General features: G+C 37.3%; 21 protein-coding genes. 12 read left to right on the plus strand and 9 right to left on the minus strand.

The annotated features are described in order from the left end of the window. Positions 1 to 79: 79 nt before the first annotated feature. The 4 genes from AC2YJL_RS08525 to AC2YJL_RS08540 all read right to left on the minus strand — a co-directional run bounded on the left by AC2YJL_RS08525 (position 80) and on the right by AC2YJL_RS08540 (position 2,054). Positions 80 to 535 (minus strand): hypothetical protein, encoded by a 456-nt coding sequence (locus tag AC2YJL_RS08525; RefSeq protein ID WP_014459377.1) that lies wholly within the window; start codon positions 533 to 535, stop codon positions 80 to 82. Between the two features lie 240 nt (positions 536 to 775). Continuing rightward, complete coding sequence (locus AC2YJL_RS08530) at positions 776 to 1,228, minus strand: DMT family transporter (RefSeq protein WP_013057779.1); 453 nt, start codon at positions 1,226 to 1,228, stop codon at positions 776 to 778. Between the two features lie 12 nt (positions 1,229 to 1,240). After that, the gene (locus tag AC2YJL_RS08535) at positions 1,241 to 1,669 is read right to left on the minus strand and encodes a DMT family transporter (protein WP_369361136.1); all 429 of its coding nucleotides are present in this window, start codon (positions 1,667 to 1,669) and stop codon (positions 1,241 to 1,243) included. A gap of 70 nt (positions 1,670 to 1,739) precedes the next feature. Next, on the minus strand, positions 1,740 to 2,054 hold the full coding sequence (locus AC2YJL_RS08540) for an ArsR/SmtB family transcription factor (RefSeq protein WP_013083854.1): 315 nt from the start codon (positions 2,052 to 2,054) through the stop codon (positions 1,740 to 1,742). A 295-nt stretch (positions 2,055 to 2,349) separates the two neighbouring features. Here AC2YJL_RS08540 and AC2YJL_RS08545 point away from each other — a divergent pair, with 295 nt between their 5' ends. From AC2YJL_RS08545 to AC2YJL_RS08555, 3 genes are all read left to right on the plus strand, one after another. Beyond that, positions 2,350 to 3,840 (plus strand): MFS transporter, encoded by a 1,491-nt coding sequence (locus AC2YJL_RS08545; RefSeq protein ID WP_369361134.1) that lies wholly within the window; start codon positions 2,350 to 2,352, stop codon positions 3,838 to 3,840. A 286-nt stretch (positions 3,841 to 4,126) separates the two neighbouring features. After that, the gene (locus tag AC2YJL_RS08550) at positions 4,127 to 4,297 is read left to right on the plus strand and encodes a hypothetical protein (protein ID WP_487374705.1); all 171 of its coding nucleotides are present in this window, start codon (positions 4,127 to 4,129) and stop codon (positions 4,295 to 4,297) included. Positions 4,298 to 4,443: 146 nt separating this feature from the next. Beyond that, a complete protein-coding gene (locus AC2YJL_RS08555; protein WP_487374706.1) occupies positions 4,444 to 4,836 on the plus strand; it encodes a hypothetical protein in 393 nt (130 codons plus the stop codon). A gap of 23 nt (positions 4,837 to 4,859) precedes the next feature. Here AC2YJL_RS08555 and AC2YJL_RS08560 read toward each other — a convergent pair whose 3' ends face one another. Continuing rightward, the gene (locus AC2YJL_RS08560) at positions 4,860 to 5,216 is read right to left on the minus strand and encodes a helix-turn-helix domain-containing protein (RefSeq protein WP_028409189.1); all 357 of its coding nucleotides are present in this window, start codon (positions 5,214 to 5,216) and stop codon (positions 4,860 to 4,862) included. A 268-nt stretch (positions 5,217 to 5,484) separates the two neighbouring features. On the opposite strand from AC2YJL_RS08560, the gene AC2YJL_RS08565 reads away from it, so the two are divergent. After that, positions 5,485 to 6,468, plus strand: coding sequence for an asparaginase (locus AC2YJL_RS08565; protein WP_025751148.1), 984 nt, complete (start codon positions 5,485 to 5,487; stop codon positions 6,466 to 6,468). Between the two features lie 20 nt (positions 6,469 to 6,488). After that, the gene (gene aspA / locus AC2YJL_RS08570) at positions 6,489 to 7,919 is read left to right on the plus strand and encodes an aspartate ammonia-lyase (RefSeq protein ID WP_176343823.1); all 1,431 of its coding nucleotides are present in this window, start codon (positions 6,489 to 6,491) and stop codon (positions 7,917 to 7,919) included. Positions 7,920 to 7,951: 32 nt separating this feature from the next. Here the strand turns inward: aspA and AC2YJL_RS08575 are convergent, their stop codons facing one another. Then, positions 7,952 to 8,395, minus strand: a complete 444-nt coding sequence (locus AC2YJL_RS08575; protein WP_195697027.1) for an HIT family protein — start codon at positions 8,393 to 8,395, stop codon at positions 7,952 to 7,954. 199 nt (positions 8,396 to 8,594) lie between these two features. Here AC2YJL_RS08575 and AC2YJL_RS08580 point away from each other — a divergent pair, with 199 nt between their 5' ends. The 4 genes from AC2YJL_RS08580 (at position 8,595) to AC2YJL_RS08595 (ending at position 10,781) form a co-directional block, all read left to right on the plus strand. Further along, positions 8,595 to 9,017: a MerR family transcriptional regulator gene (locus AC2YJL_RS08580; RefSeq protein WP_487374707.1), complete on the plus strand. Its 423-nt coding sequence runs from the start codon at positions 8,595 to 8,597 to the stop codon at positions 9,015 to 9,017. A gap of 427 nt (positions 9,018 to 9,444) precedes the next feature. Then, complete coding sequence (gene clpP, locus AC2YJL_RS08585; RefSeq protein ID WP_230933716.1) at positions 9,445 to 10,026, plus strand: ATP-dependent Clp endopeptidase proteolytic subunit ClpP; 582 nt, start codon at positions 9,445 to 9,447, stop codon at positions 10,024 to 10,026. Positions 10,027 to 10,038: 12 nt separating this feature from the next. Continuing rightward, on the plus strand, positions 10,039 to 10,203 hold the full coding sequence (locus AC2YJL_RS08590) for a hypothetical protein (protein ID WP_195696566.1): 165 nt from the start codon (positions 10,039 to 10,041) through the stop codon (positions 10,201 to 10,203). Between the two features lie 161 nt (positions 10,204 to 10,364). After that, positions 10,365 to 10,781 carry a YhfM domain-containing protein gene (locus AC2YJL_RS08595; RefSeq protein WP_369361130.1) on the plus strand — a complete coding sequence of 139 codons (417 nt, stop codon included), beginning with the start codon at positions 10,365 to 10,367 and terminating at the stop codon, positions 10,779 to 10,781. A gap of 279 nt (positions 10,782 to 11,060) precedes the next feature. On the opposite strand, the gene AC2YJL_RS08600 is transcribed toward AC2YJL_RS08595, so the two are convergent. Next, on the minus strand, positions 11,061 to 11,330 hold the full coding sequence (locus tag AC2YJL_RS08600) for a GlsB/YeaQ/YmgE family stress response membrane protein (protein WP_013083843.1): 270 nt from the start codon (positions 11,328 to 11,330) through the stop codon (positions 11,061 to 11,063). A gap of 350 nt (positions 11,331 to 11,680) precedes the next feature. On the opposite strand from AC2YJL_RS08600, the gene AC2YJL_RS08605 reads away from it, so the two are divergent. Further along, on the plus strand, positions 11,681 to 12,496 hold the full coding sequence (locus AC2YJL_RS08605; RefSeq protein ID WP_195696567.1) for an STAS domain-containing protein: 816 nt from the start codon (positions 11,681 to 11,683) through the stop codon (positions 12,494 to 12,496). A 43-nt stretch (positions 12,497 to 12,539) separates the two neighbouring features. Here AC2YJL_RS08605 and AC2YJL_RS08610 read toward each other — a convergent pair whose 3' ends face one another. Next, entirely contained in the window at positions 12,540 to 12,725 is a 186-nt protein-coding gene (locus AC2YJL_RS08610) for an aspartyl-phosphate phosphatase Spo0E family protein (protein WP_050689875.1), read from the minus strand. A 158-nt stretch (positions 12,726 to 12,883) separates the two neighbouring features. Further along, positions 12,884 to 13,147, minus strand: a complete 264-nt coding sequence (locus AC2YJL_RS08615; protein WP_013083841.1) for a GlsB/YeaQ/YmgE family stress response membrane protein — start codon at positions 13,145 to 13,147, stop codon at positions 12,884 to 12,886. A 198-nt stretch (positions 13,148 to 13,345) separates the two neighbouring features. Here AC2YJL_RS08615 and AC2YJL_RS08620 point away from each other — a divergent pair, with 198 nt between their 5' ends. Both AC2YJL_RS08620 and AC2YJL_RS08625 read left to right on the plus strand, forming a co-directional pair. Further along, positions 13,346 to 14,158, plus strand: coding sequence for a GNAT family N-acetyltransferase (locus AC2YJL_RS08620; RefSeq protein ID WP_195696568.1), 813 nt, complete (start codon positions 13,346 to 13,348; stop codon positions 14,156 to 14,158). A gap of 95 nt (positions 14,159 to 14,253) precedes the next feature. Then, the gene (locus AC2YJL_RS08625) at positions 14,254 to 14,730 is read left to right on the plus strand and encodes a hypothetical protein (protein ID WP_195696569.1); all 477 of its coding nucleotides are present in this window, start codon (positions 14,254 to 14,256) and stop codon (positions 14,728 to 14,730) included. Positions 14,731 to 14,795: the final 65 nt, after the last annotated feature.

Here is a 14,795-nt window from a genome sequence, read left to right on the forward strand (position 1 = left end):
AACATGTTTCATAATAAAGCCCCTTTTGAATAGGGAAGTCACTACCTTCAAAAGGGGTAAATATTAGCTAATCAGATCTTTATCTCTCTTGATGCTTATACTCAAGCAGTTTTACAACGTTTTCTACATCATTTTCAGCAGAAAGTTCGTTAATATTCACTTTATAAATAAGCGTATCCGTTGCAAAAAATTCATCTTCTCCCTCAGGTTTTACTTTTAAGTTTAAGATTTTCACCCGCACAATATGAGTGAACTTACCGCCTTTACCGGGCTGTATTTCACCCATTTGTATCCCGATATCATCTTTTTTAATCGGGCGAACTTTTACTTTTTTATGCTGTTTACCGTAAACCTTCTCATAATGAGAAGTAATATCTTGATGTACCCAAGGTTCAAGAGATTGATAAATAAAATCTTTTACAACAGGCTGACTTACGTGTGATTCTATATTTTCTTCTGGTATATTTTCTTCTGCGGAAATGGAAAGCGTAAAACAAAAAAAGACAAATGCTGCTAAAAATAGAAATTTTCCCACGAAAAAACCCACCTTACCTGTTCGTTTATGTAGCCGATTTACTAGATCTGCCTTTTTATCTTTTGAACAAAGGCAGGAAGGTATGCACAATTTTTTTTGTGGAATTTACCTTATTTAAAATCAATTTAGTTTAAATAAAATATGTTCTAAATAATTAATTGAAAATTCAAATGCGGTTTACGTACAAAAATAGCCAAGTGCTCCTTTACATAGGGACATTTGGCTATTTTCATGAATATTTTATGCTGCTGTTTTCTTATTGCCTTTGAAAATAAAATAAAGAGCTAATAACATAAATGCTACACCAATCCAGCGGGATAGATCAAAGGGTACTTCCTTGCTTCCAAACCAGCCGAAATGGTCGATAATCATACTTGCAAATAACTGACCGATAACAGTTGAGATATTAGCTGCTGTTACACCAATTTTAGGTACAGCTAAAACTGTTAGAAATAAATAAGATGCTCCGAATAAAGCGCATGTAAGCTGCCATTTAGGGACATCAAAAACCGAGAGAATGTTTCCTTGACCAAAGAATACAACGACAATCGTTAAAATCATGGCACCTGTCGCAAAGGTTAAAAAAGCTGTTTCAAACGTACCTGTTTTTTTACTTAGTGTACCGTTAATAGAAGACTGAGCGCTTAGCGTTAATCCTCCTATTAAGGTAAGTATCACCATCAATAAACTCATCGTAAAACCCTCCTAGAAAATAAGTACAAGCGCAATTCCCATACATACAATAGCCATTACGCGTTCTTTGTTAATTTTAATTTTGCTGCTGCCAAGCCAACCAAAATGCTCAATGATCATGCTTGTAATCATTTGCCCTACAATAACAGCAACCATTGAAATCCCAATTCCGATAAAAGGAATACTAATAACTAGAATCGTTAAATAAAACGTACCTAATAATCCGCCCGTCAAATTCCACTTAGGGGCTCTTAAGACGTAAGGTAAATCTCCCTTTCCAGCAAATAAAGTGGTCAGACTTAAAATGAGCGTTCCCATGATAAAAATATAATAGCTGCTTTCAAGTTTCCCCACTGTTTTTCCGAGTTCTCCGGCAATAGCGCCTTCCATACTTAAAGCAGCGCCGCCTAGAACCGCAACTAAATAAACCAAAAACTTCACGTTTATCACTCCAATATTTCTTTATATTTGTATATCTAGAAAAATAGATATAATAAGTGAAAAAAACTCGTTAAAGTTTTTTTCGTAAGAATGAAGAAAGCTCTTGAAGCGTTTCTTCATTTCGGCGATAGTATGTCCATTGACCGTGCCGAATTGACTCTAACAAACCTGCTTTTTGCATCATGGAAAGATAACTGGACACTGTGGACTGAGACAGCTGAGCTTTTTCCTGAATATCTCCCACGCAAACACCGCCTCTGCTGCTGACCTCCTTAGGCAAATGTGCTTGTTTATCTTTGAAATGCTTTTCAGGTTCTTTTAACCACTCCAATATATTTAATCGAGTTTCATTAGATAATGCTTTGAAAATATCAATAGGTTTCATACTTATTATTTTATTCGTAACAGCTCAGATGTCAAATGTTCAAGTTTGCATTTTATAGTTGAATGACAAGCGATGGGTTGAATTATAACAGCTGCGCAAAAAAAGTCAACTTATAATAGAGGGTAAAGAAGAACGGTTTACTCAGTCATTTTTCTATGTATAGGATCAAAAAGTATCTTATTTTTTTGAGTAGAAAAGGTGACATATTCCTTATTTTTCAAGGGATAGTTTAGTAAAATAGAAAAAAGTGAATAACAAAAGAAGCTAGTCTATTTACTCAGGGGGAGGGCTGCATATGCAAGGGAAAACAAAACAAGTGCGCTTTCGTAATATGATAGCGTATGGATTTGGGGATTTGTTTGGCGGAGGATCCTTTTTTATTATCGGCACATTATTTATGGTTTTTTTAACGGATGTAGTCGGGCTTTCTCCTGTAGAAGCAGGAACGATTGTAGCTCTTGGAAAAGTGTGGGATGCTTTGTTAGATCCAACCATTGGGTACATATCTGATCATCTTCAGACAAAAAAAGGACGAAGAAGAGTCTTTTTTCTTTTTGGAATCATTCCAGTTGCGATCACGTTCAGTATGCTGTGGATTCCTATTGAAGGCTCACATATGTTCAAATACGCCTATTTTATCTTAGCCTACCTTTTATTTAACACGGCGTTTGGTATGGTCATGGTTCCTTACAATACGCTAGCAGCGGAGATGACGACAGATTATAGCATTCGTTCGAAAATGACGGGAATACGCATGGTCTTTTCACAAGGCGCTTCATTTTTAGGCGCTTTCTTCCCAAAACGAATCATTGATGCGTTTCCAGGTGGACAAGGGTATTTAATCATGGGCATTATCTTTGGTCTTCTTTTTGCTCTTCCATGGATTTTTGTCTATAAGGGAACATGGGATAGCGGAGAAGTAGTGGAACGCAAAAAGCAAAACGGATTTTGGTTAGAATTTAAGCAGCTTTTTATCAGTTTTGGAAGTGCATTTAAAAATAAGTCGTTTAACGTGTATCTTGCCATGTACTTAGCATCTTACATTGCAATGGATGTATTTAATGCCCTTTTCTTTTATTTTATTGCCTATTACATGCTGCGCGAAGCGATCTATGCAGACACCCTTAGCTTTGTGCAAATTACACAAGTGCTATTTATTCCTCTTGTTACGTACATAGCCATTAAGTTAGGAAATAAATTAACCTATAACTTCAGCATGATCATCTGGGGAACGGGCATTATTTTATTCAGTTTTCTAACAACAGATAGCTCGTTAGTTCTTATTTACTTAGCGGCATTTTTCTTAGGAAGCGGTCATTCTGGAGCAATTATGATTCCATGGAATGTACTGCCGTTCGTATCAGATGTAGATGAAATGATTACGACAAAAAGAAGAGAAGGCGTGTATGCAGGGCTGATGTCGTTTATTCGAAAATCTTCTCAGGCGTTTGCGATTTTTCTTGTAGGCGTTGCGTTAAAGAATATTGGCTATGTACCAAACGCTGAGCAGTCAGCGTCTACGCTAGCCGGCTTACAAAAGCTTTTCATGATTGTACCTGCTATTTTGATTCTCGCTGGAATTATCGCAACCGTATGGTTTAAAATAAGTCCGAAAAATCACAAAATCTTATTAACTGAAATTCAAAGAAGAAAAAAGGGAGGCCGAGCGAAAGACGTTACTCCTGAAGCGAAAGCGGTTTGTGAAAGTTTAACGGGTTATAAATACGAACAGCTTTGGAAAGACGTAACCATTTCAAAAGGAATTCGAGATAAAACGGTTGTTTAACCTATGACTTCACCAAAAAGCGCAAAATTTTCAGCGTAAACAATCGCTAATTATATCCAATAAGAAACTTCCTCTGACGTATTGCCTTTTGACAAGAAAAGAAATTCTCCTGTCTATCGACTCATTTTTCAGGTGAATTTTAGAAAGGAAGGATTTCTTACCATTAAAGATGTGCAATTTGGCACGTCTTGATAGGGTGGATTGTACAACTTATAATGAAACTATAAACTAACCACAGGCGCTTTCAAGGCGCAGGTATAAATTAGAAAGAAGGAAGGTACAGTTTATGCCAATTCGATATGTTTGTCCACAATGCCAAGGAGCCGGTAAGAAATTTGGATTGATAAAGTGCAAAGTGTGCAACGGCGAAGGAAACATTATCATGTCTTCAAATGAGTCAGATCCAACTAAAAATAAAAAATTAAAATCATCCTCTAAACAAGATAAAGCAATGTAAGGTATTGCTAGTAAAGGTATGTATGAACCCCGCTTTTCTATAAAAAAGCGGGGTTTTCTTCTAGACAGACGAACGCTTTTCTTATGATACAATAAAATGAAAGTCGCTAAAATAAGGGGTAGGGAACCGAAAGAAGAGGGAGATAGATGGAATACACCGCAAAACAATTTACGCCGCAGTTAGAACAACATATACATACAGTTGAAATATCTATGCAAGAACTTCTCAAATCAATATATGCACAATATAAAGAAGCTTTTGAAAAAAAAGGGATGGAGCTTTCTGTAGATGTGATCCGTGAAGGGGCAAATCCTTTTCAGCCTGGTTACCACGCCACCATTCAAGTGGGTATTTTGGAAAAAGGTGAGTTTTTAGACGGTCTTTTTATTCCTATCTGGCACTGTGTACGCACGTTTTGGGGCATCCGTTCTTCGAGGAAGCTCCCAGGCAGCAAGATAACCGGCGAGCTGCTGGAAGAAACAGAAGAGGAAATAACAAAAGAAGTAGTAGGGTATTTAGAAATGCAGCTAGAAGATTAGAAGCACCCTGCTTCTAATCTTCTTTAAATTGAAGAAGGTGCAGTTTCTTTTTCAATTTGTCTTTTAGCACGAATAAAAGCCGTCAGCTGCTGAATTTCTTCTTGAGATAGTTCGGCACCGTCGACTGTAATCGTATGAGGTTGAGGCGAGGTTAATTCAATGGATGCATCTGAAAGAGAATGAGGTTCCTTTTCCTTACCTAGCAAGTAGTCTGTTGATGTATCAAATAGTTCTGCGATTGTAACGAGTGCTTCAAGAGAAGGACGACGATAGCCAGATTCGTATCCTGCGTATGTGCTTTTAGCAATTTCAAGCTGGTCAGCTGTATATTGAAGAGACCATTTTTTTTCTTTCCTGAGTTGAGCTAATCTGCTTAACATTCATGACGCTCCTTTGTAGGTGTAGTATGTAAAAAAACCGAGGCATTCAGCTCGCGCGCAGATTTTTGTAATCAAACCGTGAGCTAATTTACATTTTTATTCATTATATCATTGCTGCAGAAAAAAGTGTACGCGAAACGAATAATTTTTCTCTTGATTTATTGATTTTTGGTTACTATAATTACAGGTGAAGTACGCGAAATGAATATAATTTATTTGATAGATTGTCAGGTTTTTTTACAAAAATTAAGCAAAGGGGATGTCGGTTTTGAAAAAACTATTATTGTTATCAACTGGTGGAACGGTCGCTTCACTTGAAGGTGAAAATGGACTTGTTCCTGGAATGGAGCCAGATCAATTACTAAGCTACATACCTGATTTAAATGAACATTGTCAAATTGACAGCAAATCTCTTATGAATCTTGATAGTACAAATATGCAGCCAGAATGTTGGATAGAGATGGCAAAAGCGATTGAAGAGCATTATAATGAATACGATGGTTTTGTTATTACCCATGGAACTGATACAATGGCCTACACATCGGCAGCTCTTTCTTACATGCTTCAGCATTCTAAAAAACCAATTGCGATTACAGGATCTCAAATTCCTATTTCATTTAGTAAAACGGACGCGAAGCGCAATATTGCAGATGCGATTCGCTTTGCTTGTGAAGAAACAGGCGGAGTCTATGTAGTCTTTGACGGTCGTGTGATTCAAGGCACAAGAGCAATCAAGCTTCGTACAAAAAGCTATGATGCATTTGAAAGCATTAATTATCCATACGTGGCGTCTATCCATGATAATGCGGTGGAATATACAAAACCCGTTCGCTCTAGTAAAGAAGAGTTGACGGTTAATACATCTCTTTGTACGGATGTAGCGGTTGTTAAACTGTTTCCCGGCATTAAACCCGAATTTTTCGATGGATTAAAGGATGTATATCAAGGCGTTGTTGTTGAAAGCTATGGAAGTGGAGGTATTCCATTTCAAGTTCGCAACATTTTAGCCAAGCTTGTTGAGTTAACACACCACGGTGTATCCGTTGTCATTACGACTCAGTGTCTTGAAGAAGGAGAAGACATGGGCATTTATGAAGTAGGCCGAATGATTAATCATGATAGCGTCGTTCGCTCAAAAAACATGAATACAGAAGCCATTGTTCCTAAATTAATGTGGGTGCTCGGACAAACCAAAGACCCTCACCAAGTTAAAAAGATGATGGAAACGTCGATTGCAGAAGATATTAATTAAAAAAGAAAGCAGGTACAGCTATGAAACAAGAAACAGCAGGATATCGTACAGAAGCTGATTTTCTAGGAGAAAAACAAATCCCAGCAGACGTATACTATGGTGTACAAACCGCACGTGCCGTAGAAAATTTCCCGATTACAGGTTATAAAGTACATGAAGAAATGATTAAAGCGCTTGCTATTGTAAAAAAAGCGGCAGCGCTTGCAAATATGGATACAAAGCGCTTGTATGAGGGTATTGGAAATGCGATTGTGCAAGCAGCTGATGAAATCTTAGCAGGTCAGTGGCATGAATACTTTATTGTGGACCCTATCCAAGGTGGAGCAGGAACGTCAATGAATATGAATGCTAATGAAGTTATTGCAAACCGTGCCCTTGAAATTATGGGAGACAATAAAGGCGAATACGGTAAATTAAGCCCTAACAGCCATGTGAATATGTCTCAGTCAACAAATGATGTATTTCCAACGGCTATTCATATTTCAACGCTGAACTTATTAAATAAACTTCTTGTTACAATGAATGATATGCACGATGTGTTTAAACGAAAAGCGCAAGAATTTGATCATGTAATTAAAATGGGACGTACGCACCTTCAAGATGCTGTACCCGTTCGCCTTGGTCAAGAGTTTGAAGCATACAGCCGCGTGTTGGCGCGCGACATTAAGCGTATCAGCGCAACGCGTGACCATTTGCATGAAGTAAATATGGGAGCGACAGCTGTTGGAACAGGCTTAAACGCAGATCCTCGCTATATTGAAAATGTAGTCAAGCATTTAGCCGATATCAGCGGTCTGCCTCTTGTGCATGCAGAGCATTTAGTGGACGCTACTCAAAATACAGATGCTTATACAGAAGTATCTGCAGCCCTTAAAATCTGTATGACGAATATGTCTAAAATCGCAAATGACCTGCGTTTAATGGCATCTGGACCTCGTGCAGGTCTAGGAGAAATCAGCCTTCCTGCTCGTCAGCCTGGTTCTTCAATCATGCCAGGGAAAGTAAACCCGGTTATGGCTGAATTAATCAATCAAATTGCGTTTCAAGTAATGGGAAATGACCAAACGATCTCTCTTGCTTCAGAAGCAGGTCAGATGGAGCTTAACGTCATGGAACCTGTGCTTGTATTTAACTTGCTTCAATCAATCAGCATTATGAATAACGGTTTCAGAAGCTTTACAGATCACTGTTTAGCAGGAATTGAAGCAAACGAAATGCGCATGAAAGAATATGTAGAAAAAAGCGTAGGAATTATTACAGCTGTTAATCCTCACTTAGGCTATGAAGTCGTATCGCGTATTGCGCGTGAAGCGATTTTAACAGGAAAACCAATTCGTGAGCTTTGCCTTCAATACGATGTGTTAACAGAAGAGGAATTAGATCTCATTTTAAATCCATTTGAAATGACGAATCCTGGTATTGCAGGAAGTTCATTGTTTGATCGTCAGTAAAAAGAACGGCTTCGATAAGGAAGCCGTTTTTTTTATAAAGACATTTGCTGAATGACTGAGCGCATTTTCTGAGCTGTTGCAGCCAAAGCGTCATCTTTTTCAGCAAACTGGGGAATTTGCGTATAAAAATCTCCGAAACACTCCTCTTGGTAGCGTGGAACGATGTGCATGTGAAAATGAGTTAACTCGTTAAACATTCCCCCGTTTTGAGAGAGAGTAACTCCGTCTGGAACAAAGAGTGTCTTCACTGCTTTTGTCATTAGCTTCGCTGCTTTCATCACGGCCAGTACGTGTTCAGTATCAAATTCGTCGATTTCCACTATATGTGTTTTAGGAAGAATTAAGAGGTGGCCTTCGTTAAATGGCTTGTGGTCTAACAGACATGTCACAAATAAATCTTCAAATATCACATGTGATTTCTCTTGGTTATTTGCTAATCGACATCCTAAACAATTTATACGTTGATTCCCCACTATGCGTTCTCTCCTTTTTATAAAGTATATAATAGTAATTTTTAGAAGTAGTAGCTTGAGATATAAGCAGCTATTTTTTGCATTCCCTTTTTTAATTCTCTTATATTTTACAAATTTTTACCATGGTTTTAATTGTAAAAACAAAACAATTACAGTATAATGACAGTGTAACAGTTAACTGTAACTAACAAGGGGGGATTGTTTGAATACATATACAGGCAAGCAAATTACGGAGTTATTAAATAGTGAAGGTGCGGACCTGAACCTGCGTACGGTACGATATTACACGCAAATAGAAATCGTTCCTCCGCTAGTGCTAGTAGGGAATAAACGCGTGTATACAGATCAGCACGTTCACTACTTTCGAGCTGTTTTAACATTATCAAAAGCAGGGGATTCATTAGCTTCCATTCAAGAAACATTGCGTTCAATGAGTGATGAAGAAGTAAAAAACATCGGCGCGCAGTTTCCTCTTTACCAAAGTAAACAAATTCAAAATCAAGAAATGCATCAAGTGAATGAAGATGTATTTGTCGCTATGAACCGAAATTTATCAGCGGACGTACGGCAAAAAGTGATTGAGTCTGTTACTCAGATTTTAAAGGATCATTTATCGCATGATTAAATTAGCATTAGCAAAATCAGTGATGGAAAAAGAAGAAGGAATGAACCACCTTTGTATTGCATTTGAACGTTCGCAAGTAAAAGTAACAAACATCACGATTGATATTCAGCTGCCCGAAGGTCTGTTTAAAACGACAAACTTAAATGGATACCGGGAAAACAAACAGGGGCAAATCGAAGTAAAACATATCGACGACGAACCTCTATTAATAGAGCTCTACACGGAAGAGGCCGTTTTATATCCACACGCAGAGGTTGCAGTTGCTGTGACTTACCGGGATGAAAGCTTGCATATGCAGCAAGAAAGACATTCTCTAATGATTAAATTTACGGATGAAGATTTGATAGGGGATTCATTTTTAAATCATGAAATCAGTACAAAAGTGAAAAAATTTGCTCGTACTAATTCAGGGGAAAGAGGCGGTCACATGAACTTAACGCCATATGTAGTGGAACAAACAAGCAAGGGAGAGCGTGCCTATGATATTTATTCAAGGCTGTTGCTCGACCGAGTGATTATGCTCACAGGTGAAGTTACGGATGAAGTGGCTACTAGCATCATCGCTCAGCTTTTATTTTTAGATGCAGAAAATCCAGAAAAAGATATCAGCATTTATATTAATTCAGCGGGAGGATCTATTACAGCTGGCATGGCTATTTTTGATACGATGCAGCTAATACGTGCAGATGTAAGCACATTGTGTATAGGGCTAGCAGCATCTATGGGTTCATTTTTACTAGCGGGCGGTCAAAAAGGGAAACGTTTTGCTCTTCCTAATAGCGAAGTGATGATTCATCAGCCGCTAGGAGGAGCAAAAGGGCAAGCAGCTGAAATTGAGATTCGAGCAAAGCGTATTTTACGGTTAAAAGATCACCTAAATGAACTTCTGTCTGCACGAACAGGACAATCGCTTTCAACAATTAAAAAAGACACTGATCGAGATACATTCTTTACAGCGGATGAAGCAAAAGAATATGGCTTGATTGATCAAATTTTAGTTCATCAATAAGGAGGGTACCGTGTGGAAAAAATAAATCGTTATTCAGTAGAATATGAATGGGCGAACGTGATTTTTTATCAAGAAGTAGAAGCAATGACTATACAGGAAGCAAAAGAGCGCATTCAACACACAAAAGTAAACGCCTCTATTCGCGCTGTTCATGTCATAGAAGATGTCGAATCGTAACGAAAAACTGGATCCTTTGGGGGATTCAGTTTTTTTGGGTAAATGAAGCAGGGATTTAGATGAAGAAAAGAGAATGCAAAAAGAGATTTAAAAACGAGCAGCTGGTAGCATCATTCAGCAAGAACATCTCATTTCAATTACAAAAAGAAAGGTAGATGTAAATGAAAAAAGTATGGTCTGGATTAGTTGTTCTCATTGCTATTTGTTGGGTGATAACAGGATGTCAGCAAAGCAGTGCTTCAAGCGGTACTGTTGAACAAAAGCTCGTAATCGAAAAATACATAGCCGATAATCAATATGGCCATGCGGTTAAAATGAAAGACCAAAATCAAGTGCAGAAAGTGCAGCAGTGGTTAAAAGATGTATCATGGAGAGAAGAAAAAGCTGAAATGATTCGAAAACCTAACTACATTCTTCACTTTGAACCGGTAGAAACAAAAAAGGATATAAGGGTACAATCTTATCGGATGTGGGTCAACTTAGGGAACGAAACCGTTGAATTAGCTACAGATACACACTACGCACAGTTAAAGGGCAAACAAGCAAGATCATTTATTGAATTAGTAGAGCCGAAATAGAAAGCAGCTATAAAACAATGTCCAATAAAAGCTAAAACTGCACCCGTTCATATTGAAGCTATCTTCACCGATATGCTTGAGGATATCGAAGGGACAGAGCTACTCATTACTAACGCGCTTGATATGGGGATATAGAAGTATTAAATGTGAGAGGTGACAAGCAGCAATTTTTAAATGTAGCAATAAAAAATTACACTTACAGGTACGTCATTGTTAAAACATTTTGCTACAAGAAGTAAGGGAAAAAGAGAAATCAAAACGCTGATTTCTCTTTTTCATTCAGGCATGTCGATGATTGTTATTTCCGCGCATTTTGCGTAAAACAAAACTCACAATTAAGACTAAAATAACAGCACCAATAATAGCAGGAACAATTGCGAATCCGCCGATCTCTGGACCGAAATCTCCAAAAATTAGAGAGCCTAACCATGCTCCAATGAACCCAGCAATGATGTTTCCGATAATTCCACCTGGAACATCTCGTCCCGTTAACACACCAGCAAGCCAGCCGATAAGCCCTCCAACAATAAGCGTCCAAATAAATGACATATACCTAACCTCCTTTTTATAGGGAATTCCTTTTCATTCTTTCCTAAAACACACCCTGTCATGCGACATGCTTGCTGCAAACCCTTTTACATTTTTTTATTTATTTATCATATATGCTAAGATAGCCTAACATTAAATTGAAGAGTTATGTATGAGAATTCACTGTGAAAGTAACGATAAAACGAAGGAGAGAAGTTCAGCTTATGTACGGTTTAAATTCAATTTAGCTCATTCTATTCGTAAAAAGGGACATCCGGTTCACTTTTTAAAGCTTTTTCCCCTAGTTTTACTTTTTTTAACGGTATTTGTGATATCATTTTAAATAAACAAATTCTTAACGGGAGAACAATATGGAGTCATTATTATTAGATAAAAAGCTTAAACACATTACGAATTTAATTCTAGAAAAAAAAGAAGAGTTCTCAAAACAAAAACAATATGAAGAAAAAGATATTCAACAACAGTTAGAACCGTGGCGCGTTCATTTAATTCAAATATATGCTGATTCTGTCTCAACAAATGATACAAAAAACGTTGAAGTGCTTGAGGAGTGGGGAAGAGAAGTAGCCAATTTACTCGTTGTCCTTCAGCTTCCTTTGGATGTAGCATTAGAAGAAATCAGCTATTACCGAAATCTTATCGGGGAAATTATTAAAGAAGAGGCAAAAGCCGAAACGTTTACGTTTGATGCCTTCTATCAAGTTATTTCTCGTTTCAACGTAGTAGTAGATAAGGCCGTACACTGGGTTAGTAAATCATATATGACCGACTTTGCAAACAAAATCCAATCGGCTCGCTATGCAATCGATGAACTTTCAATTCCTGTGGTACGCATTACGAAAGAAATTGGCGTGATTCCTCTTGTTGGCGATTTAGATACAAACCGCGCTCAAATTCTAATGGAAAATGCGCTTCAACACGGCAGCGACTACAAGCTAAATTGGTTGATTATTGATTTATACGCGGTTCCAATTATTGATACGATGGTAGCGGACCAAATTTTTAAAGTAATCGGTGCTTTAAGATTATTAGGAATTCAAGTGGTTTTAAGCGGGATTCGTGCTGAAATTGCTCAGACGATGGTGAACTTAGGGTTAGATTTGGCTGACATTACGACTTTCAGTAGCCTTCACCAAGCAGTGGAATACGTTAATCAAGAGGATTAATACAACACAAAAGCCCATGAGTATGTAACCATATCATGGGTTTTTATTGGTGGAAGAAAATTTGAAGCTTATTTAATAAAGCATCTAATGATTGACTAACTTGAAGTGTGTTAGGACTTGTCATTCCTTCACGGACAGCCGTTTGAATCATTAACGTTCGTGTCTGTTCGATTTCTTCTATTAGTATTTGGTACATGGATTTGTCTTTTGAGTGGGTTGAAAGCAGCATGTTAATTCCTCTTTTTTCTATAGTGATTATGGTTAAATTAACATTAATAGGTTTATTTTTCAATATTATGAAATTAAAAATAGTAAATTTTAAGAGTTTTTCATATAAAAAAAGAACCTCTTTTTCAACAGAGGTTCTTTTTCTAATATAATAATTTATTAGGCATGTTTATGACTACCACGCATTTTTCTCATAATGAAACTTACGATTAACACTAAGATGATTGATCCGATAATAGCAGGAATAATAGCAAATCCACCTACAACTGGTCCGAAGCTTCCAAAGATGGCTGAACCTAACCAAGAACCGATAAAACCGGCAATGATGTTACCAATAATACCTCCCGGAACGTCTCTTCCGGTAATTAATCCGGCAAGCCACCCAATAATACCACCTACAATAAGTGCCCATAAAAATGACATGAATATCATCCTCCTTTTTAATGATGTATTGCTTATATAGGTTAATACCCCACTTAAGAGAAAACTATTCATAGAATAACAAAAAAAAATAAAAAAACTTCTAAAAGGATTTAAGAACTGCGATAGAGTCATAGAAAATAGACTAACTAGTATATAATAGAAAAAGAAACATAGGTTAGAAGAGAAAGGAGACATGAAGTGAAAATAAAAAATCAAAGCGATGTAGTAGAACAGCACTTGATTCAGCACTGGATGTATTTTCAGCATACGAAGAAATCTGTGAAGGTGGATACATCAGAAATTAAATGGATTTCTGCATCTCCTTACAATCGGGGTATATATGCAGGAACCCGTCATATTGAGCCAGCGCTAGGGATATGCTCTCGGGAAGGGGAGGAACCTCTATGGATTGTTGGTCCATCTTCATATGATAACCTTGGGCCAGTTCTTCATAAAAATGGATTTGTTCCTTATGAAAAATGGATCGGAATGATTCAGCACATTCAAGAAAAAGAATACATACATACAGGAGTAGAAGGGTTTCAATGTAAGCGAGTGCGCTCAGAAGCTGAATTGAAAGAATGGATAACGGTATACATAGACGGCTATCAAAAACCAAAAGAATATCAAGCTGACTTTCTTGAAAGGTTTAGGGAGCTTATGCAACACGCTGACCAATATCACTTATATCTGGGTCTTTATCACAACCGGCCAGCTGTAGCTGGGTCTCTCTTTTTTTATGATGGTACAGCGGGTTTGTATTGTATCACTACAGCTAGACATATGAGGAGAAAAGGCCTGGCCACCGCATATTTGAAGGAAGTTCTTACTGAAGCAAAAAAACGGGCGGATACGTGTATTTTGCATGCTACAAGTGCAGGAAAGCCAGCCTATGAGAAACTTGGTTTTACAGCGGTTAACGAATTTGATGTATACAGATGGAAAAATAGGAATGGAACAAAATGTGCTGCAGTTCACGAAAAAAAGAGACAAAATTCGACAAAATTTTAAAAAAGTGTAGCTTCCATTTCATTTTTGGTGTATCCTAGGACAAAGTAGCAGCATGAGCTAGTGTTGTACATAGAACACAGATAAAAGGAGTCATTATGAAACATTTTTTTAAAACGAGCACGTTTTGGATAGGTTTGGTTGTTGGAATCGCGCTCACATTTGGGGGATATTTTACTGTTACTAGTATTTACGATTATTATTTAGGACGAGAACAGCTGAAAGTATTGACTGCCTCTCAGAAAAACCTTCAAACTGCTTTTAAAGAGTATAATCAGCTGATGGCCGAAAAGAAAACCAAAAAGCAATTTATCAATGAACTCGATGATATTTCAAATACTATAAACTATGAATATAATGAATTAGCTTCCCTTGATCCTACGATAAAAACGATGTATAAGCATACGGGCGTCATCGATGATATGGAACTGATGATTGATAATATCGATAGCATCTATGAATTAACGATGAATGATCACAAAGACGCAACAAAACCGCTTCAAACCTACGTATCTGATTTAATGGAATATGTAGAAAAAGATATGAAAAAAGAAATAAGCATGCTAAGTAAATAGAACAAAACAGCTGTCTAAACAAATAGGCAGCTGTTTTTTTGTTGATTATAAAAGGAATCTTTTGG

Source organism: Priestia sp. SRI_019, from assembly GCF_057586255.1.